Raw genomic sequence first — 19,367 nt, 5'->3', positions numbered from 1 at the left:
GGGGTATATCATAAAATTTTGGTACTAATGTTTTATTAAATCTACTGATATTCTTCAATGGCTTCCCTAATCTTTTCCTTGCGATTCTCCGGGTCTGGATGAGTGCTTTGGAATTCCGGAACCTGCTGGCCGCCACTTGCTCTTTTCAAAATTTCCATCACATTTATCAGGGCTTCCGGATCATAACCGGCATCGAGCATTATTTTAACACCCAGATTATCGCTTTGAAGCTCATCCCCTCTACCATACTTCATATTTACAAGATTGCCAATAACCGCTGCGGCCTGGGTTGCTCCCTGACTTTCAGATCCAACCGCTACTCCCGTTAAAACAGAATTGGATAAACCCTGCTTCGCCATTCGTTCTGCAGAATGTCTTCCAATTACATGACCAATTTCATGGCCAAGTACACCAGCCAGCTGGTCTTCGTTCTCCAACCGGGAATAGAGTGCATAAGTTATAAAGACTGGTCCACCGGGCAAGGCAAATGCATTGACTGTTTTTGGATCTGCTAAGAGATAAAATTGAAATTCGTAAGGAGAGGAGGAAGCTATGCTGTTATTGACTAATTTTTCACCTAGACTTCTCACTGCATTTTGTTCCTGCTGATTTTGATGTAATCCGCCATACTGTTCGACCATCGCTGATAGACTTTGTTGACCTAAGGCGATTTCTTCTTCAGGTGTTAAATCTACATATTGTTTTTCACCTGTATATGGATTGTCTTCAGAAGAAGAACAAAATTTTATCACGCCAAAAAGAATGATTCCTGCCCCTATGACTAACCTGAGGATGTTTTTTCCGAATCTCATTTATTCAAAACTTAAAAATTTAACATATAAGAATTGGCTGCATTTAAAATATTAACAAACGTATTGCGTTGTGAAGTTAGCATTTTTTAATAAACATAATTAATGGAAGCCGTTATAAATGTCTTAAATGTTAAAAACAGAGATTTTTGTTTCAAAAGATATAAAAATTGTATGTTGGCATAAATTTTGGTTTTTGTTAACAAAAATATAGAAGATTGAATATGAAGTACCGAATTCTTACCGTTGTTTTTGCACTTACTTTTTCCTTTGCTTTTACCAGTGCCCGAGAGCTTAATTCCATTACAGAACCTGTCAAATTAACTGAGAACATTCCTGCCGATATTACAAACGCGGAGATCACCGTTATAGAATTATACAGCAGTTTTACTGAAATTAACAGCTCCATGCCTGCGCTTTCTGTTTTTGAGAAGGCTATTCAGGGCTATCAGAAGCTTGATGCTGAGGGAAAGATTTCTAACCCACTTTTGACTATCATCGATTTTGACCTTTCTTCAGTAGAAAAAAGATTGTGGATCCTTAATATGGATACGCAAAAAGTTGTCTTTAATGATTTAGTAAGCCACGGTAAAAATACCGGGGTGAAATTCGCAGAAAAATTTTCCAACCAGGTTAATTCACATCAAAGTTCTCTTGGGTTTTATCTTACGGGAGAAACTTATTACGGGAAAAATGGATTGTCCTTGTTTATTGATGGGCTTGAAAAAGGCTTTAATTCTAATGCCCGCAAAAGATATGTAGTTATTCATGGGGCAGATTATGCCGAGCCATCCTTTGTAAAAAGAGTGGGAAGATTAGGCAGAAGTTATGGTTGTCCTGCAATTCCAAATTCTATTGCGAAAAATTTAATCAACACGATCAAAGGAAAATCTGTGGTCTATATCCACAAAAGTGATTCTAATTATCAAAAAAAATCTACTTTTTTAAATTCGTAGGTTGCAATAGTTTCCAAATTTTTTCATCCTGATCGTAAACATCATCTACAAATTGTAAGTTTTTATCCTTTACAACTGCTGTCCAGTACAGGTGATGCACACTTACATCTTTCTTCACTTTGATTTCCTTCGTTTTACCTGAAGCTAGAATTTCCTCAATTTCGTCATGATCGTATTTTTTTTGATCATCCAGTAGATATTCCGCTAAGTCTAAAGCTCCCTGAACCCGAACGCATCCAGAACTCCTGGCCCTTGAATTTTTGCTAAAAAGATCTCGGGATGGGGTGTCGTGGAGATAAATTAAATATTTATTGGGATAAATAATTTTTACCCTTCCCAGCGGATTTGATGGCCCGGCTTCCTGTCTATAGGTGAAATTATAGGGAGCATTTGAAGACCAGTCGATATTTTGAGGGTCTAATTTATTGCCACCCTGATAAACTTCAATGTTGCGATCAGCTAAATACCCCAAATTTTTACGGGCCCCCGGGATGACATCATTCTTTTTGATCGTTGGAGGGATCGTCCAGGTTGGATTATAAACTACATAATCAATATGGTCTGAAAATACCGGTGTTTCCCGGGCCTGCACACCTACCATTACATCATGGCGGGCAACAGTATCTCCCTCTTTTACCACGCTTAAATGATATTCGGGAATATTTATAAGTATATAATGCTCTCCCAAATTTCTTGGAAACCACCGCCATCGTTCAAGATTTACGAGTAATTGATGGTATCGATCCTCTGCTGAATAATTTAGATTTTTAATGGTGTTATTGCCAATTAAGCCATCGATTTCCAGTAAATGATCTTCCTGGAAATTCTTAATTGCATCCTGTAATTCTGAAGTAAAATTATCCTCAATAGAATCTGATGTTTCTTTAAAATACCCCAGGTTTTTCAATCTTGTTTTTACTAAAGGAATTCGAGGTTCTTTATCGCCAGGTCTCACAATTTTTCCGGATGGGATTAATTGAAGACTATCTTTTTTGTTGGCTAAATTCTTATAATCCTGAAGATTCCTTTTTAAAGAATAATAAATAGGGCTCGTAGGCTTTAATTTCTCCAGTTCTTTAGAGATTGCTTCAGCCTTGAGCGCGGTTTTTAAACTCTGGCTTAAATCTATGGTGTCCCGATCGATTCCCCAAATTTCAAAGATTTTTTTGGGATCTAATTTTCCGTAGTAAAGATCATGGGCAAGTGTAAAATAGCTTTGCGTTAGAAGGATTTCAAGGTCAAAACGTTTTTTTTCTGAAATTTCATCCAGGTTTGAAAGTGTATTTTTCAAACTTTCCAGATTATAATCCTCAGCATACAAACCTTCTTTTTCGATCGTTTCAATATTTCTGAAAAGGTCTTCCCTTAACTCTCTTGAATTCCATACGGGCTGGAAATCATTTTCAGAATAAAAAGAATATAAAGGGCTTCCATATTCAGCAGAAGTGGAATCGATTTTAATAAAATAATCCTGGATTTGTTTGGCTGAAGTAAGTTCAAAAACTTCTTTTACGTCATTTCTCTCTTCAACACCTAGCTTTTCCTTGTTCTTACAACTGGACGCAAGGAAAAGCACCAGAAAAATACTGTATGCACAAATATGCTTCATGGTGGTTGGGTTCCATTAGAAAAAAGGTACTTAGCTAAGCCCTCACGTCCTGATATGATTTGTTCATATCAAATTGAACTTCAGCAAAGGGACAAAGCGGATCGATCTTAAGGTTGTTTTCACGAGCGTATTCAACGCTTTTTTTAACCAGTTTCGAGCCAATACCCCTATTTTCCATTTCCCTTTTTACTTCGGTATGGTCTATTGTAATGATATTGTTCTTCGCTTTTTGATAGGTAAGTTCGCCAATCAATCCCTGCTCTTCGTTTTCGATATAGAATATCCCTCTGCTATCGGTTTCTTTGTGTTTAATTTCCATTCTCCCTTTTATAAATTCCGTCAACTATACCATATTCTAAGGATTCGTTGGCATCCATCCAGTAATCACGATTAAAATCTTTTAAAACTTTTTCTACAGATTGACCGCAGTTCTCGGCTAAAATTTCAGCACTCAGGGTCTTTGTTTTCAAGATTTCATTAGCTGCAATCTCAATGTTTGAAGCCTGTCCCCGAGTTCCACCACTAGGTTGGTGAATCATCACTTTTGCGTGTGGCTGTATGAACCTTTTACCTTTTACACCTGCGGAAAGTAATATAGATCCCATTGAAGCAGCCAGGCCGGTACAAATTGTAGAAACCGGTGCATCCAGACTTTTTATAGTGTCATAAATGGCAAAGCCATCGGTAACATAACCGCCGGGGCTATTAATGAAAAGTTCGATTTCTTCATCGCCTTCCAATCCTAAATACTCCAACCGATCTATTACATGCTTTGCTGTTTTATCATTTACAGCTCCCCATAAATAAATCTTTCTTTTCCCTAGTAGCTTATTATCAATTAAATCCTGAATCTTACCAGTTTTATTTTTTATCAAATCCATTTGTGCTTGTTTATTCTATTGCAGTAGGAGCTAAAAATATGACTATTTTAGCAGAAAAAAGAATGAACGAACCGGCATTTAACAAGATTTTAAAGGAGGATGTCCACATTATCTTTCCATTTCTGAAAAAACTTGCCAAATCTCCCCTAGACGAGAAAATATTAAAAGAAAGGGTAGAGGAATCTATGACCCAAAATTATGAGTGTTTTGGAGTTTTTCTGAATGAGAAACTTATCGGGGTTTTTGGATTGTGGTTTATGACCAGGCATTACGTGGGGAAAAGTTGTGAAATAGACCATATTATTTTTGATGATGCCTATCGAAATAAAGGCTTCGGAAAGAAAATGCTGGATTTTATTGAAGATTATACTAAAGAAAAAGGCTGCAATGCGATGGAATTAAATTCATATGTAGAAAATTTCCCTTCCCATAAGTTTTTTATGAATTCTGGGATGGTGGCGAGGGGTTTTCATTTCCTAAAAAAGTTTTGATTTGTTTGGAACTTGAAAAAGTTTCCAATTATATTTGTGCTGTTATTGCGGGAGTAGCTCAGTTGGTAGAGCGTCAGCCTTCCAAGCTGAATGTCGCCGGTTCGAACCCGGTCTCCCGCTCTAAAGCTTCATCGTATGGTGAGGCTTTTTTTCTAAACTTATCTAAATATTTCCCCTACGGCTGCATCGGGGTTTCTTCTTCACCTCTCCTTGGGAGAGGTCGTAACTGCTTTTTAGGAGTTACGGGTGAGGGAAAATATAAAATTTCGGTTTTTGGTTGAAAGATCATAATGAAATTAGCGAAATACCCTTATGACTTGTCTGGGGAATAGTCTGTTTTAAGAAATTTTTATTTAAAATTAAAAAGCCGGAAATTCACGAATTTCCGGCTTTCAAGTAGGGATTAAAAAGAACTTTAACCGTTCATGGAGACTAAAAATTCTTCATTGTTTCGGGATTGTTTTATTCTACCATTAATGAATTCCATTGCTTCCACGGGATTCATATCTGCAAGATATTTTCTAAGCACCCAAAGCCTTTGGATAGTGGCTTCATCTAAAAGGAGATCATCTCGTCGTGTACTGGAAGAGATAAGATCGATGGCAGGGAAAATTCTACGGTTAGAAATTCTTCTATCTAACTGAAGTTCCATGTTACCGGTACCTTTAAATTCTTCAAAGATCACTTCATCCATTTTAGATCCTGTCTCGGTAAGTGCTGTTGCAATGATAGAAAGGGATCCTCCATTTTCAATATTACGGGCCGCTCCAAAGAAACGTTTTGGTTTATGTAGGGCATTTGCATCTACACCACCACTTAATACCTTACCACTTGCTGGTTGTACTGTATTGTATGCTCTGGCCAATCTTGTGATCGAGTCTAAAAGGATCACAACGTCGTGACCACATTCTACCAAACGTTTCGCTTTTTCAAGGACGATATTGGCCACGCGAACGTGTTCATGTGCTTCTTTATCAAAAGTTGAAGCCACTACTTCCCCTTTCACGTTACGTTGCATATCTGTTACCTCTTCAGGACGTTCGTCTATTAAAAGGATAATTTGATAAACTTCCGGATGGTTCGCCGCAATTGCATTGGCGATATCCTTAAGCAACATGGTTTTACCGGTTTTCGGTTGTGAAACGATCATTCCACGTTGTCCTTTTCCGATAGGTGAAAAAAGATCCATTACCCTTGTAGAGATAGTACTTTGCTTCTCTGCAATGTTGAATTTCTCTTTGGGGAATAATGGGGTTAAATGTTCAAAAGATACCCGATCCCTCACCACTTGCGGATCAAGGCCATTGATCTTATTTACCTTTATTAAAGGGAAATACTTTTCACCTTCTTTGGGTGGGCGAATTTGTCCCTGAACCGTATCTCCGGTTTTAAGTCCAAATAACCTAATTTGAGACTGTGAAACATAAATATCATCTGGCGAACTAAGGTAGTTGTAATCTGAAGATCTAAGGAAACCATAATTATCCTGCATAATGTCCAGAACTCCTTCACTTTCTATAATCGCATCGAATTCATAATCTGGTTCCCGGTAACGATTTCTGTTATCGCGATTTCCATTATTACCGCGATTATCATTGCGACTGTCGTTCCGGTTATCGCTGCGGTTTTCGTTACGATTATCATTCCTGTTGTCGTTGCGATTATCATTTCTGTTATCGTTACGATTTTCGTTCCTATTATCCTTACGCTTGTCGGTACGGGCATCATTCCTGTTATCAGGACGATTGTCATTACGACTTCGTGGTTCTTTCTTTGGACTGGAGGTAGGATTGGTGTTTTTTGGTGGGCGGGAATCTTTTTTCTCGTCGCCACTGGAATCTGAAGATTTTACTTCGGTAGGAACTTTTGGTTTCCTGGGAGCTTTTGGAGGCCTTTTAACTGAACCAACTTTGTCAGTCTTTGCAGGTTTTCTCTCTTGTTTAACCGAATCTTTTGAATCTTCGGTTAATACCTCTTTTACCTTACCTGGATTGGCTGCCTGATAGTCTAGAATTTGATATACCAGGTCTAATTTTTTTAAGGTTTTGAACTTAGGAACGCTGAGATTTTCCGCAATTTCCTTTAGTTCAGGAAGCTTTTTAGCTTTTAATTCTGAAATTTCAAACATGAATGCGTTAAAATAAATTTTTTCTTTTGGATTGATTAAAACTTTTCGAAGAAGAACAAAAAGTTTTGAGACTTAAGTAACCTTCGTTGAAATGGTTACAAATTGTTCTTGCAATAATACAACTTTATTTTAGACTTTTACACAGGTTTTCTAAAAAGAATCTTTTATTTTTGTGCCCGCAAAGAACTATTTATGCTGCAAAGAATACAAACTATTTATCTGCTTCTTGCCATTTTTGTGAGCGCAGGTTTAATATTTGTTTTTCCAATTTGGGAAAATTCTGCCGGGGAAGATGTTTTCGCCTTAGATGTGCTTATGGCGTTTGGTATGTTTATTGCCTCTGCAGCAATGTCTTTGGTTAGTATTTTGATTTTTAAAAATAGAAAGCTCCAGTTTGTACTGGGCAGGCTCAACATAATTTTAAACTTTTTTTTACTAGGAGTGTTTGTTTATTGGTCTCTAACTTTACCTGGAGAAATGGATATTTCTGAGAAAGGTATTGGGATGTTTCTTCCTATTATTTCTATCGTTTTTCTTGTTTTGGCCAATAAGGCCATTAAAAAGGACGAAGATCTCGTAAAATCTGTAGATCGATTACGATAAGCCTATAATCTTAGTAGTATTAGTGCGTGGAAAACCCGAAGTCTTAGCTTCGGGTTTTTTTATGAACTCAACTCAATTACTTCAAGATCTTTGATCTCTTTGCCTGTAATAGAAAATCGCAACATGGTCCTTTTTTTCTGAAAACCTTGTTTTCCAGCCGCTCCGGGATTCATATGCAAAAGCTGTAAATTTTTATCATTCATCACTTTTAAGATATGGGAATGGCCACAAATAAATAATTTAGGCGGATTTTGCCTGATTTCTTCCCTAATCGCCGGAGCGTATTTTCCCGGATAACCGCCAATATGGGTGATCCATACATCTACTTCTTCACAAAAGAATCTATTGTTTAAAGGAAATTCCCTCCTAATCTTTGCATCATCTATATTTCCATACACCGCTTTAAGGGGTTTTAAGTGGGATAGTTGATCTGTGACCCATAAATTACCAATATCGCCTGCATGCCATATTTCATCTGCCTGGGATGCATAGTGCAAAATCCGGTCGTCCATATGCGAATGCGTATCACTTAGCAATAAAATTTTTTTCATTTTTTACTGATTTTCGGGCATTCCAAAACCTACCTCAAATTGGACATTACCTTGATATAATTGCTTTATCTTTGCCTTTCGCAAATATAAAAATATAGCGACGATTGAGATATTTTATTGAACTTTCATATTTTGGAAAAGCTTATCATGGGTGGCAAAACCAGCCAAATGCGATAAGTGTACAGCAAATGATCGAAGAAAGTTTGAGCAAAGTCCTTCGAAATAAAATTGAAATCACAGGTGCTGGAAGGACAGATGCCGGGGTTCATGCAAAGCAAATGTTTGCCCATTTTGATTTTACTGAAAAACTAGACGAAGAAATTTTGGTCTACAAGTTAAATTCCATGCTTCCTAAAGATATTGCCATTGCAAATATTTTTGAGGTGACTGAAGATGCCCATGCAAGGTTCGATGCTGTTTCCAGAAGTTATGCATACCAAATAATTCAGAAGAAAAGCGCGTTTGAATTTGGCAATTCCTGGTTTGTGAATCAGGAGTTAGATATTGAAAAAATGAATGAAGCTTCAGATGTATTGTTGAATTATAAGGATTTCAAAAGTTTCTCCAAGACCAGGACGGATGTAAAGACTTTTGATTGTGATATTACCGAAGCAAAATGGATTTCAGAAGAAGATCATTTAATTTTCACAATTTCAGCAGATAGATTTCTTCGGAATATGGTGCGGGCGATTGTGGGAACTTTGGTAGAGATAGGACAAAATAAATATCCGGTAGCCCATATGAAAGAAGTTATCGAAAGTAAAGACAGAAGTATTGCCGGGGCATCTGTTCCTGCGCATGGATTATATTTAACCGGGATCACTTATCCCGATTCTATTTTTAAAATGAATGGCGAGTAAAACTGGAAATGCATTTGATATGGATCTATTTAAGCGCTTGCTTAGGTATACCAACCCATATAAACGTATTTTTTATTTTGTGGCGGTTGCGGCGATATTGGTTTCCCTTTTCGCGGTATTAAGGCCAATCATCCTTCAGGAAACGATTGATGAAGCCTTAATTCCTTCAGATTTTGACAGTCTGGTTTATTATGTCTCCCTTATGTTCGGGGTGCTTATCCTCGAAGTGATCTTTCAGTTTGGGTTTATTTACTACGCCAACCTTTTGGGACAGGAAGTGGTACGGGATATTCGGGTGAAGCTTTTCAAACACATGCTGGGTTTCCGTATGAAATATTACGATAAATCTGCCGTAGGCCGGTTAGTGACCCGCGCCGTAAGCGATATTGAGACTATCGCCAGTATCTTTAGTGAAGGTTTATTTATGATCATTAGTGATCTGCTCAAAATGCTGGTAGTTCTTGGCGTGATGTTCTATAAAAGCTGGTCCCTGACCCTGTTGGTACTTACTGTTTTACCCTTTATTTTATATGCCACGCGGGTATTTCAGAAGAAAATGAAACTGGCTTTTGAAGAAGTAAGGACACAGGTGGCGAATTTAAACACCTTTGTACAGGAGCGAATCACCGGAATGAAGATCGTTCAGCTTTTTACCCGGGAAAAAACAGAATACGATAATTTTAAAGAGATTAATGATAAGCATAGAAAAGCCTGGGTAAAAACTGTTTGGTATAACTCTATTTTCTTTCCTATTGCTGAAATGTCTTCCTCCATAACTATTGGTCTTATCGTTTGGTTTGGAGGTTTGCGTATCGTTGCCGGAGATGAAATGAGTTTGGGTATTATTGTGGCTTTTATTGAACTTTCTCAAATGTTATTCCGCCCATTACGCCAGATCGCTGATAAATTCAACACGTTGCAAATGGGTATGGTTGCGGCGAACCGTGTATTTGATATTTTGGATACGGAAGCGCATATTGAAGACAAGGGAACCACAAAAATTGGTAAACTAAATGGGGACATTGAATTCAAAAATGTAAGGTTTAGTTATGTGGAAGATGAAGAAGTCTTAAAAGGGATTTCTTTTAAAGTAAATCCAGGGGAAACAATCGCAATTGTTGGTGCTACGGGAGCGGGAAAATCTACCATAATTAATTTACTGAACAGGTTCTATGAAATTGATGGCGGGGAAATTTTAGTAGACAATATTAATATTAAAGATATAGGGCTAAAATCCCTCCGCTCTGAAATTGCCGTTGTTTTACAGGATGTTTTTCTTTTTGCCGATACGATTATGAACAATATCAATTTAGAAAATCCTGATATTTCTGATGAAAAAGTGATTTCGGCAGCCAAACAAATCGGGATTCATGAATTTATAAACACGCTTCCGAATGGTTATTATTATAATGTAAAGGAAAGAGGGGCGATGTTGTCATCGGGCCAACGACAGTTAATTTCTTTCTTGAGAGCTTATGTAAGTGATCCTAGTATTTTGGTTTTGGACGAAGCCACCTCTTCTGTTGATTCTTATAGCGAACAATTAATTCAGGATGCAACAGATAAGATTACCACGGGAAGAACTTCAATCGTCATCGCCCACCGGCTTGCCACTATTAAAAAAGCCGATAAGATTATGGTGATGGATGCCGGCGAAATTGTAGAAACCGGAACCCATAAAGAATTGCTCAAAAAACAGGACGGCTATTATAAGAAATTATATGAGGTGCAGTTTAAGGTTGAAGAGGCGTTGTAGGTTATTTTAATTTATAGATAGCATATCCATTTACCCGTTGAATCAGTTTTGCATTATTACTTTGAATTAATTCCATAATAACCGGTTCTGGCGGTGATTTTTTATCTGAATGACCAAATTTTTCAGATTGACGGCCTACTATTACACTCCCAGGTTTCCACGAAAATTCCTTCAGAATTTCGGAATTTTTCAGCTTTTGAAAATCCTCTTTTTCATATTTTGTCATTAATAACCAATTTTTAATTGAAGACTTCGCTTTTCGAGTTAACAAAATATGCTCCGTTTTTGAATTTAAATAGTTATTCAATGTTATAATATCATTTGATTTATTCGAGATATATGTAAAAAATAGAACTATCGCTGAAAAAGGTACGATATAGATAAGGTTTTTAGCTTTCGGTCTAATTTTACATAACCAATCGTTTATCTCCATTAATCCAATTCCTAAAATTAAATAAATTCCAGGAGCTATCCATAAAAAAAGTCTGTCTGAAAATGGATATAACTGAAATGCGCTTAGGCTAATTTGAACTAAAATAGCCAGTATATAGATAGAAGTAATCTTATAAAGGAAGGAAGTGTATTGAATCCTAAAATTTAGAAAAAGTTTAAAAATTCCTATAATAAAAATGACCAGCAGGGTATATTGAAGTAGGCCATAAGAAGAAAAGAAAAATAAAGAAATGGAATTTCCCTGTATGGCAATCCATTTTATAATTCCCGCATCATGGGGCATAAATGAACCCTTCCAGTAATGTGTCATGTAGGATTTCATTCTTTCGGCCCCTGGCTGACTCATAAACCATAAAAAATATAGTATGTATGGAACTGGAGCTAGAATATATGGTGAGATTCTACGAATAAATATTTTAGGATTTAATTTTTGCTTCTCTATAAAAGCCTGTATCGTAATAAATAAACCGAAGGCAGTACAAATAAAAATACCAACGTTGCTTAAAAGACAAAAAATGCTAAAAAATAATACTGTAACTCCGAATGGTCTTTTTTCAATAAAATAATTTACTGCTACCAGGCTTAAAAAAAGATCTGCGGAATATTGCTTTAGGGTTAGTGAAGTGCCAATTATAAAGGGGCTAAAACATACAAACGCCAACAGAATAATAAGGATGTTTTTTGAAAACAACCTGATTAGTACCTTATGCCATAAAAGAAGCGTTCCAATAGAAAATAAAAAGCTTAAAATTTTTAAAGAAATATAGGGTTTAGCTAGGTACAATAATATTTTTTCTATGAATAGGAATAATGGAGGTGCACTCTGTAAATTTTTAAAAGGGAATAGGATATCATTAATATCATTTTCGATAATTTCAAGTCCTAAATTTATTTCATCACCATTGAAAGACCACTCAATAAATTGATAGTAAAATCTTAAAAGGATTCCTATGATGATTAAAAACCAACATATTTGATTTGAATATTTTGAAAAGTTTTTCAATTTTATTCTTTTCTACCCACTACAATAACCGATAACCCCACTTGCTTCAAAGTCATAATATCCGCTAATTTAAATAACGGCACCATCTTATTATATAATTTCATCTGCCCTGCGGGGATACTCTCTTTTTTTAAAATTTTCCCACTCAGATACCAGCCGAAAATGCCGGCGAAATTGAAATACTGTCTCCGAATTATTGACAATTTGTTCTGTATAAATATGTTTTTTAGAGTATCTAAGGTATATCTCCTAAAATGGCCAAGATTTTTATCGAATTGATTATATAATTTCTGAAAAGCTGGAACCAGGATGATTAGGTGTCCTCCCGGCCTGAGCATTTTTTTGCAATTTTTAAGAGCCAGGTCATCATTTTCAATATGTTCAATAACATTTAACGCGAAAACAGTATCATAAGAATTTATATGATCAGCATATAAACTTTCAAAGTCCTTGTGGTTAAGGTCGATTTCTTCTACACCTAAAAAATTTGATTTGGTATTATATTTCGCTTTCAGAATTTCACAATATTCAGTTCGTAAATCTGAAAGCATTATTTCTGCACCGTCTTCAATAAATAGTTCTGATATATTACCAATACCGCTGCCTATTTCCAATACCCTGCCTTTTACAAATGGTTTAATGGTATCATACATCCATTTATTAAAAGCATCAGCCTGACTAATTACATCTAAAGTTTGCTTACCGATTGGATCTTCTGCCATTATCGAAAAAGATTGTATTTAAAAACGCATAAAATTGCTTTCATGCCATCTTTCCAGCTAATTTTTTTTCCTTCAGCATAAGTTCTTCCGTAATACGAAATTCCCACCTCGTAAATCCTAATCCCCGGGATTCGGCAAATTTTAGCCGTTACTTCCGGTTCAAAACCAAAGCGTTTTTCTTCCAGGGTGATACTTTTAATGATGCTGGTCCTAAAAAGTTTATAGCAGGTCTCCATATCTGAAAGGTTCAGGTTGGTAAAAGCATTGCTAAGCATAGTAAGAAACCTGTTCCCGATCGTATGCCAGTAAAAAAGTATGCGATGCGCGTAGCCACCCATGAATCGTGAACCATAAACCACATCAGCAACACCTTTAAGCATAGGTTTTAAAAGCAAATTATATTCTTCGGGGTCATATTCCAGATCGGCATCCTGGATGATCAAAAAATCTCCGGTTGCTTCAGAAATACCTCTATGTAGTGCTGCACCTTTTCCTTTATTTTCAGGTTGGTATAAATCTCTAATTGCCAGCGCCGGGAATTCCAGTTTTAACTGGCTGATTAATTCTCGGCTACCATCGGTAGAAAAATCATCGATGATGATCAATTGTTTTTGAAGATCATCAATCAATATTACTTCATTAATTTTTTCCACAATCTCACGAAGCGTCTTTTCCTCGTTAAAAGCAGGCATTACAATGGAAAGAGTTTGGGGCATAGGTTTTAACTAAGATCTTCTTTTAATTTATCCTGCAATTCTTCCATGGTTTCAAACATTACAAACTGCCCATCTTTAATATAAGAAGTCTGGCCGGTTTCTTCACTTACCACGAGAGCGAGCGCATCGGTTTTTTCAGTAATTCCAACTGCTGCACGATGGCGTAACCCAAATCTTAGTGGAATGGAACGATCATTAGAAACCGGTAAAATTACCCGGGTCGCGGTGATCTTATTATCTTCAATAATCATGGCCCCATCATGCAACGGACTATTTTTAAAGAAAATAGATTCAATTATAGGCTGGTTCAATTCAATTTTCATCTTATCGCCAGTGTTTTTTACAAAATCCAGTTTGTTGCTTTTCTGGATCACCATTAAGGCGCCGGTATAAGTACTGCCCATAGTCTCACAGGCCTTTACTATATGGTCGAGTTTAATCTTGGGTTCAAAATCGTCTTTTGTAAATCTGAAACTTCTTAAAAAACGACCCTTCTGAGTAAAATTATTGGAACCAATCATCAGTAGAAATTTCCTGATCTCCTGCTGAAAAACAACAATCAAAGCAAACACCCCAACCCCAACGAATTCTCCCAGCACACTGCTCAGCAATTCCATTTGCAGTAATTGGGTAAGCAGCCAAACCAGATAGATCACCACGATCCCAATAAATATATTTACGGCAACCGTACCACGAACAAGTTTGTAGAGGTAATAGAGTAGGAGGGCTACGAAAACAATGTCCAGAATATCGAGAATCCGAAGATCTAAAATGTCCAAATTTTTATCGGTTTTATGTAAAAATAGAAAATCTAAGTTTAGTTCGTTAGTTCACCTGTTAATTTGATGCATTCCTTTGCTTCTTTAACATCATGTACCCTCAAAATTTTTGCCCCTTTTAATAAGGCAACCGTATTTAAACTTGTGGATCCATTCAATGCTTCAGAAGGTTCAACTTTAAGGGTCTTCCAAATCATGCTTTTTCGGGATACTCCAGCTAAAACCGGAAGGTTCAGGTTGTTTAAAAGTTCGAATTTTGAAAGCAGTTCAAAATTTTGTTGCATGTTTTTTGCGAAACCAAAGCCGGGATCCAGGATAATATCACTGATTCCCAGTTTTCTGGCCGTGTTGATCCTTTCAGAAAAATAAAAAATGATCTCCTTCAGCAAATCTTCATATTGGTTAAGCTCTTTCATGTTTTGCGGGCTTCCTTTCATATGCATCATCACATAAGGCACCTGAAGTTTAGCCACGGTATTTAGCATCCTTTCATCCAATTTTCCTGCGGAAATATCATTTATAATGGAAGCTCCATAATTTACCGACGCTTCTGCAATTTTTGATCTGAAAGTATCAATTGAAATCAATGCTTCCGGGAATTCTGAAAGAATGCTTCTTATTGCCGGCAAGACCCGTTGTAATTCTTCTTCTTCGGAAATATCTTTTGCGCCGGGCCTGCTGCTATATCCGCCAATATCAAGAAAATCGGCACCCTCAGTCAGCATTTTTTCAGCAGTATCTAATATCGATTTTTCTGAAACCTTCCTGCTTTCAGCATAAAATGAATCTGGGGTGATATTTAAAATTCCCATCACCTTTGGGGTGGAGAGATCGATTAAATTTCCTTTACAATTTAGAAACATGTAGAAAAATTAGGCAGAGACTGGTTCGAAATAACTTTGACTATCTAAAATATTTCCCCGAAATTTACGGAAATTACATCTACTTCATGCAGGATACCTCAAAACAATACGACGCGGTCATCGCAATTTGCCGTAGTTTGTTTCTTAATAAAATGCAGGATTATGGAAGTGCATGGAGAATTTTACGTTTACCTTCACTAACCGATCAAATTTTTATTAAAGCGCAGCGAATTCGTAAACTACAGGAAAATACAGTGCGTAAAGTAGATGAGGATGAAAAATCTGAATTTATAGGGATTATCAATTATTCGGTGATGGCGCTAATTCAGCTGGAAAAGGGAATTGTAGATCAACCCGATATGAATACCGAAACCGCGGTTGAATTGTATGACGCGAAAATTGCTGAAACCAGGCAGTTAATGCTGGATAAAAATCATGATTATGGCGAAGCCTGGCGGGATATGCGGATAAGTTCACTCACAGATCTTATTATTCAAAAGTTATTGCGGGTAAAACAAATAGAAGATAATCTGGGGAAAACGCTGGTAAGTGAGGGAATTGATGCGAATTACCAGGATATGATCAATTATGCCATTTTCGCAATGATCCATTTTGAAGAAGCCGAACAAAAAACCAAAAATTTAGCTTAACTGTATGAAAGTGATCGTAAATATTTCAAGGATCTTAGTGGGGATTTTATTTATCTTTTCCGGGTTTATCAAGCTGAACGATCCTGTGGGGTTTTCTTATAAACTTCAGGAATATTTTAGCGCGCCTGTTTTAGACCTTCCTTCCCTCATTCCTTTTGCACTCATCATTGCCATCGTTATTGTTATTTTTGAACTGGTTTTAGGGGTGATGTTGCTTATTGGCTATGCCCCAAAATTTACTACGTGGTGCCTTTTATTAATGATCATTTTCTTTACATTCCTCACATTTTATTCAGCATATTTCAATAAAGTGACAGATTGTGGATGTTTCGGGGATGCTATTCCACTAACACCCTGGGAATCTTTTTATAAGGATTGCATATTATTTGTTCTTATTCTCATCTTATTTTTTAACAGGAAATATATCGAGCCATTATTTCAAACAGCCTTTCATAAGTGGCTCATATTTGCCTCTTTTATTTTGTCCTTTGGATATTCCTATCATGTGCTCATGCACCTTCCGGTTTTTGATTTCAGGCCATATAAAATCGGAAAAAATATCACGGAACAAATGACTATTCCTGAAGGTGCTCCCGAAGCTCAATATGAATATTCCTGGAAATTCAAGGTAAACGGAAAGGAGCAAATTATAACGAATAGGGGCGCTTATCCACAAATAGATGGCGAATTTATAGATGTGGAAACTACTCAGGTTACCGAAGGTTATGAACCTCCCATCCATGATTTCATAATTGAATCTCCTGAAGGAACAATTACCGCTGAGGTGCTGGAGAAAGAAAAACTGGTCCTAATTATTGCCTATAATCTTCGCAATAGTGAAGCAGAAGGTATGGAAGCGGTTAAAAAATTAAGTGATAGAGCATTAAAAGCAGGATATGAGGTTATAGGATTATCGGCGAGTGGAGATGATTTGAAACAGAAAGTAAAGGAGAAATATAATTTTGATTTCGACTTTTATTTAACCGATGAAACTGCCTTAAAAACAATAATTCGGTCAAATCCCGGAATACTCGTATTGAATAAAGGAACGATAACTCAAAAGAAACATTGGTTCGATGCAGAGGATATTGAGCTGGAATAAATAAATCAGAAATTTAAATAACAAAAACATGAGAAAAAAAATAGTTGCAGGAAACTGGAAAATGAATAATGATCTTTCAGAAACTGAAGAATTAATCAGTCAGTTAAAACTTCAAATGGTCAAAGATCCCGAGGCTACCGTGATGGTGGCACCTTCTTTTACCAGTCTTTATCCTGCTTTTCAGGCTTTAAAAGACACCCCGATAGTAGTTGCTGCCCAAAATATGAATGCCGCTAAAAGTGGAGCTTATACTGGTGAGGTTTCAGCATTAATGTTGAAAAGTATTGGTATTAATACCGTAATTCTTGGCCACAGTGAAAGAAGGGCTCAATTTAAAGAAAGCAATGAGATGCTTGCAGAAAAAGTTAAGACTGCGATCGACAATGAAATGGACGTAATTTTCTGTTTTGGGGAAGAGCTAAACGAGCGTAAAGCCGGTAAGCATTTTGATGTAGTAGAAACCCAGTTAAAAGAAAGCCTTTTTCAACTTCCAAAGAGTGCCTGGAAGAATATAATTCTGGCATACGAACCGGTTTGGGCGATTGGAACTGGTGAAACCGCCAGCCCGGAGCAGGCCCAGGAAATCCACGCTCACGTTAGAAGTTTACTGGAGAAGAATGTGGGGAAAGAAGTTGCTGAAAACACTTCAATTCTATACGGTGGAAGTGTAAAACCAAATAATGCATCTGAAATTTTCGCGAAAGACGATGTAGATGGAGGTTTAATTGGAGGAGCTAGTTTAAATGCTGTGGATTTTGTAAAAATTGTGAATGCCTTTTAATGAATGGAAATTATATTGAATTCGATTTTAAAATTGAACCGGTAGAACCCGCTTCAGAAATTCTCATTGCAGAGTTAGGTTATTTAGGCTTTGAAAGTTTTGTGGAGAATGAAGATGGAGTTTTGGCGTATATTCCTGTTGAAGAATATGAGGAAGATCTTTTAGTGAACGTTCATATTTTACAATCTGATGAATTCGAGATCACTTATTCAAAGAAGGAAATCGAGAGGGTAAATTGGAATGAAGAATGGGAGAAAAACTTTCAGCCCATTTTGGTTGATGATATTTGTACTGTAAGAGCACCTTTTCATGCAAAACCAGATACCGAATTTGATATAATTATTGAGCCAAAAATGTCTTTTGGGACCGGCCATCACGCTACTACGCATTTAATGATTCGGCATATTTTGGAAAATGAATGGATAGATACATCGGTTTTGGATATGGGATGTGGCACCGGTGTTCTGGCAATTCTTACCGCGATGAAAGGAGCTTCAAAAATTGATGCAATAGATATTGATAACTGGTGTTATATAAATACGCTGGAGAACGCTGAAAGGAATTCCTGTGATTTTATTAATGTAGAGGAAGGTGGAGCAGAATTGCTTAATGACAGGAGTTACGATATGATATTGGCAAATATCAACCTTAATATATTACTGAAGGATATGCCGGTATATGCCACATGTTTGAAAGAAGGCGGAAAGATCTTTTTAAGCGGTTTTTATGAAGGTGACCTGCCGGCTATAAAAAAATCTTTAGAAGTCAATGGATTGAAATTCAGGGATTATCTGGAAAAAGATAATTGGATTGCGGTAAAAGCCTTTCGATAAATTTTTTGATAATTTGTATATTTGAAGGGTACAGAAAGAAAAATTGGAGATGAGTACAAAAGAAGAAGTTTTAGAAAAAGTTGAAGTTCACGAAAAGGTGAGCAAAAACAATGAGATTGTCCTCTATAATGACGATCATAACACTTTTGATCATGTGATCGAAACTCTTATATATGCTTGTGAACATACCCCTGAACAGGCAGAACAATGCTCCCTCCTGGTTCATTATAAGGGAAAATGCACCGTTAAAACAGGTCCTTATAAAGATCTCGAACCTCGATGTTCCAAATTACTGGACGCAGGATTAAGTGCCGAGATTGTTTAAGCTAAAAAACTGAACGAATGTTTCCCCCTTTTCTAAATAAAAATATATATTTGCACCCGCTTAGCAAATGGCTAAGTTTTAATAATTAGGCCTCGTGGCGCAACTGAATAGCGCACTTGATTACGGCTCAAGAGGTTACAGGTTTGAATCCTGTCGAGGTCACTTTTAATATTTCTTATTCAAACGCAACTCACTGTTTTTCAATCTGTTGCGTTTTTTTATTCTTTAAAAAGAAATTATCTAGTCCACATCTAGTCCACATTCATTTTATTTTTGCTCGGATATGAGGTTTATATTGGAAATCGGTGGTTTTATTAAATCGGTAAAATTGTAGGTTATTAAAGGGGTAGCATAATTCATTAATATCAAAAAGCTTCAAAAGGAATTATTTGAAATGAAGATATTTAAAATGTTCATTTTTATGACATATTTCGACAATGGACACTATTTCACAATTTTTAAAATGATATTTCAATAAATGAACATAAATTAAATC

At 36.5% G+C, this 19,367-nt stretch carries 21 protein-coding genes and 2 tRNA genes; 12 read left to right on the top strand and 11 right to left on the bottom strand.

Annotated features, from left to right (window positions below; genetic code table 11):
• Positions 1–41: 41 nt before the first annotated feature.
• Positions 42–812 (bottom strand): M48 family metalloprotease, encoded by a 771-nt coding sequence (locus DHD80_RS02090; protein WP_251739224.1) that lies wholly within the window; start codon positions 810–812, stop codon positions 42–44.
• A 221-nt stretch (positions 813–1,033) separates the two neighbouring features.
• Here DHD80_RS02090 and DHD80_RS02085 point away from each other — a divergent pair, with 221 nt between their 5' ends.
• Positions 1,034–1,765, top strand: a complete 732-nt coding sequence (locus DHD80_RS02085; RefSeq protein WP_251739222.1) for a murein L,D-transpeptidase catalytic domain family protein — start codon at positions 1,034–1,036, stop codon at positions 1,763–1,765.
• Here the strand turns inward: DHD80_RS02085 and DHD80_RS02080 are convergent.
• The 3 genes from DHD80_RS02080 to DHD80_RS02070 are packed head-to-tail and all read right to left on the bottom strand — an operon-like array spanning position 1,746 to position 4,246.
• Positions 1,746–3,374 carry a L,D-transpeptidase family protein gene (locus tag DHD80_RS02080; RefSeq protein WP_251739220.1) on the bottom strand — a complete coding sequence of 543 codons (1,629 nt, stop codon included), beginning with the start codon at positions 3,372–3,374 and terminating at the stop codon, positions 1,746–1,748. The two genes, DHD80_RS02085 and DHD80_RS02080, sit on opposite strands and share 20 nt — an antisense overlap.
• Before the next feature lie 34 nt (positions 3,375–3,408).
• Positions 3,409–3,693 carry a GNAT family N-acetyltransferase gene (locus tag DHD80_RS02075; protein WP_251739218.1) on the bottom strand — a complete coding sequence of 95 codons (285 nt, stop codon included), beginning with the start codon at positions 3,691–3,693 and terminating at the stop codon, positions 3,409–3,411.
• Positions 3,683–4,246 (bottom strand): ATP-dependent Clp protease proteolytic subunit, encoded by a 564-nt coding sequence (locus DHD80_RS02070; RefSeq protein WP_347709948.1) that lies wholly within the window; start codon positions 4,244–4,246, stop codon positions 3,683–3,685. The genes DHD80_RS02075 and DHD80_RS02070 overlap by 11 nt, the downstream gene beginning before the upstream one ends.
• A gap of 47 nt (positions 4,247–4,293) precedes the next feature.
• Here DHD80_RS02070 and DHD80_RS02065 point away from each other — a divergent pair, with 47 nt between their 5' ends.
• Positions 4,294–4,746 carry a GNAT family N-acetyltransferase gene (locus DHD80_RS02065; protein WP_251739215.1) on the top strand — a complete coding sequence of 151 codons (453 nt, stop codon included), beginning with the start codon at positions 4,294–4,296 and terminating at the stop codon, positions 4,744–4,746.
• A 47-nt stretch (positions 4,747–4,793) separates the two neighbouring features.
• A tRNA-Gly gene (locus DHD80_RS02060) sits at positions 4,794–4,866 on the top strand.
• Between the two features lie 295 nt (positions 4,867–5,161).
• Here DHD80_RS02060 and rho read toward each other — a convergent pair.
• Positions 5,162–6,874, bottom strand: a complete 1,713-nt coding sequence (gene rho, locus DHD80_RS02055; protein ID WP_251739213.1) for a transcription termination factor Rho — start codon at positions 6,872–6,874, stop codon at positions 5,162–5,164.
• A 192-nt stretch (positions 6,875–7,066) separates the two neighbouring features.
• Here rho and DHD80_RS02050 point away from each other — a divergent pair, with 192 nt between their 5' ends.
• A complete protein-coding gene (locus DHD80_RS02050) occupies positions 7,067–7,477 on the top strand; it encodes a DUF4293 domain-containing protein (RefSeq protein ID WP_251739211.1) in 411 nt (136 codons plus the stop codon).
• A 59-nt stretch (positions 7,478–7,536) separates the two neighbouring features.
• Here the strand turns inward: DHD80_RS02050 and DHD80_RS02045 are convergent, their stop codons facing one another.
• Positions 7,537–8,028 (bottom strand): metallophosphoesterase family protein, encoded by a 492-nt coding sequence (locus DHD80_RS02045; RefSeq protein WP_251739210.1) that lies wholly within the window; start codon positions 8,026–8,028, stop codon positions 7,537–7,539.
• Between the two features lie 104 nt (positions 8,029–8,132).
• Here DHD80_RS02045 and truA point away from each other — a divergent pair, with 104 nt between their 5' ends.
• Together truA and DHD80_RS02035 are read left to right on the top strand one after the other, a co-directional pair.
• The gene (gene truA / locus DHD80_RS02040) at positions 8,133–8,888 is read left to right on the top strand and encodes a tRNA pseudouridine(38-40) synthase TruA (protein ID WP_251739209.1); all 756 of its coding nucleotides are present in this window, start codon (positions 8,133–8,135) and stop codon (positions 8,886–8,888) included.
• Positions 8,878–10,644, top strand: a complete 1,767-nt coding sequence (locus tag DHD80_RS02035) for an ABC transporter ATP-binding protein (protein ID WP_251739208.1) — start codon at positions 8,878–8,880, stop codon at positions 10,642–10,644. Before truA ends, DHD80_RS02035 begins: the two co-directional genes overlap by 11 nt.
• A 1-nt stretch (position 10,645) precedes the next feature.
• On the opposite strand, the gene DHD80_RS02030 is transcribed toward DHD80_RS02035, so the two are convergent.
• From DHD80_RS02030 to folP, 5 genes are all read right to left on the bottom strand, one after another.
• Positions 10,646–11,419, bottom strand: coding sequence for a hypothetical protein (locus tag DHD80_RS02030; RefSeq protein WP_251739207.1), 774 nt, complete (start codon positions 11,417–11,419; stop codon positions 10,646–10,648).
• A gap of 683 nt (positions 11,420–12,102) precedes the next feature.
• A complete protein-coding gene (locus tag DHD80_RS02025) occupies positions 12,103–12,822 on the bottom strand; it encodes a class I SAM-dependent methyltransferase (protein WP_251739206.1) in 720 nt (239 codons plus the stop codon).
• Positions 12,822–13,538 (bottom strand): glycosyltransferase family 2 protein, encoded by a 717-nt coding sequence (locus DHD80_RS02020; protein ID WP_251739205.1) that lies wholly within the window; start codon positions 13,536–13,538, stop codon positions 12,822–12,824. The genes DHD80_RS02025 and DHD80_RS02020 overlap by 1 nt, the downstream gene beginning before the upstream one ends.
• A gap of 5 nt (positions 13,539–13,543) precedes the next feature.
• Positions 13,544–14,317, bottom strand: a complete 774-nt coding sequence (gene cdaA / locus DHD80_RS02015; protein ID WP_251739204.1) for a diadenylate cyclase CdaA — start codon at positions 14,315–14,317, stop codon at positions 13,544–13,546.
• Between the two features lie 38 nt (positions 14,318–14,355).
• The gene (folP, locus tag DHD80_RS02010) at positions 14,356–15,180 is read right to left on the bottom strand and encodes a dihydropteroate synthase (protein ID WP_251739203.1); all 825 of its coding nucleotides are present in this window, start codon (positions 15,178–15,180) and stop codon (positions 14,356–14,358) included.
• 86 nt (positions 15,181–15,266) lie between these two features.
• Here folP and DHD80_RS02005 point away from each other — a divergent pair, with 86 nt between their 5' ends.
• From DHD80_RS02005 to DHD80_RS01980, 6 genes are all read left to right on the top strand, one after another.
• Positions 15,267–15,830, top strand: coding sequence for a DUF1599 domain-containing protein (locus tag DHD80_RS02005; protein WP_251739202.1), 564 nt, complete (start codon positions 15,267–15,269; stop codon positions 15,828–15,830).
• A gap of 4 nt (positions 15,831–15,834) precedes the next feature.
• Complete coding sequence (locus DHD80_RS02000; protein ID WP_251739201.1) at positions 15,835–16,932, top strand: BT_3928 family protein; 1,098 nt, start codon at positions 15,835–15,837, stop codon at positions 16,930–16,932.
• Positions 16,933–16,960: 28 nt separating this feature from the next.
• Positions 16,961–17,713 carry a triose-phosphate isomerase gene (gene tpiA / locus DHD80_RS01995; RefSeq protein WP_251739200.1) on the top strand — a complete coding sequence of 251 codons (753 nt, stop codon included), beginning with the start codon at positions 16,961–16,963 and terminating at the stop codon, positions 17,711–17,713.
• On the top strand, positions 17,713–18,546 hold the full coding sequence (gene prmA / locus DHD80_RS01990) for a 50S ribosomal protein L11 methyltransferase (RefSeq protein ID WP_251739199.1): 834 nt from the start codon (positions 17,713–17,715) through the stop codon (positions 18,544–18,546). The genes tpiA and prmA overlap by 1 nt, the downstream gene beginning before the upstream one ends.
• 49 nt (positions 18,547–18,595) lie before the next feature.
• Positions 18,596–18,871, top strand: coding sequence for an ATP-dependent Clp protease adaptor ClpS (locus tag DHD80_RS01985; protein ID WP_251739198.1), 276 nt, complete (start codon positions 18,596–18,598; stop codon positions 18,869–18,871).
• 88 nt (positions 18,872–18,959) lie between these two features.
• Positions 18,960–19,033, top strand: a tRNA-Arg gene (locus tag DHD80_RS01980).
• The last annotated feature ends 334 nt before the right edge of the window (positions 19,034–19,367 follow it).

It is taken from the genome of Gramella sp. AN32, assembly GCF_023718305.1.
GTDB classification, from domain to species: Bacteria; Bacteroidota; Bacteroidia; order Flavobacteriales; family Flavobacteriaceae; genus Christiangramia; species Christiangramia antarctica.
Note: the sequence above shows the minus strand (reverse complement) of the source record. Positions and strands in the feature narration are given on the sequence as shown.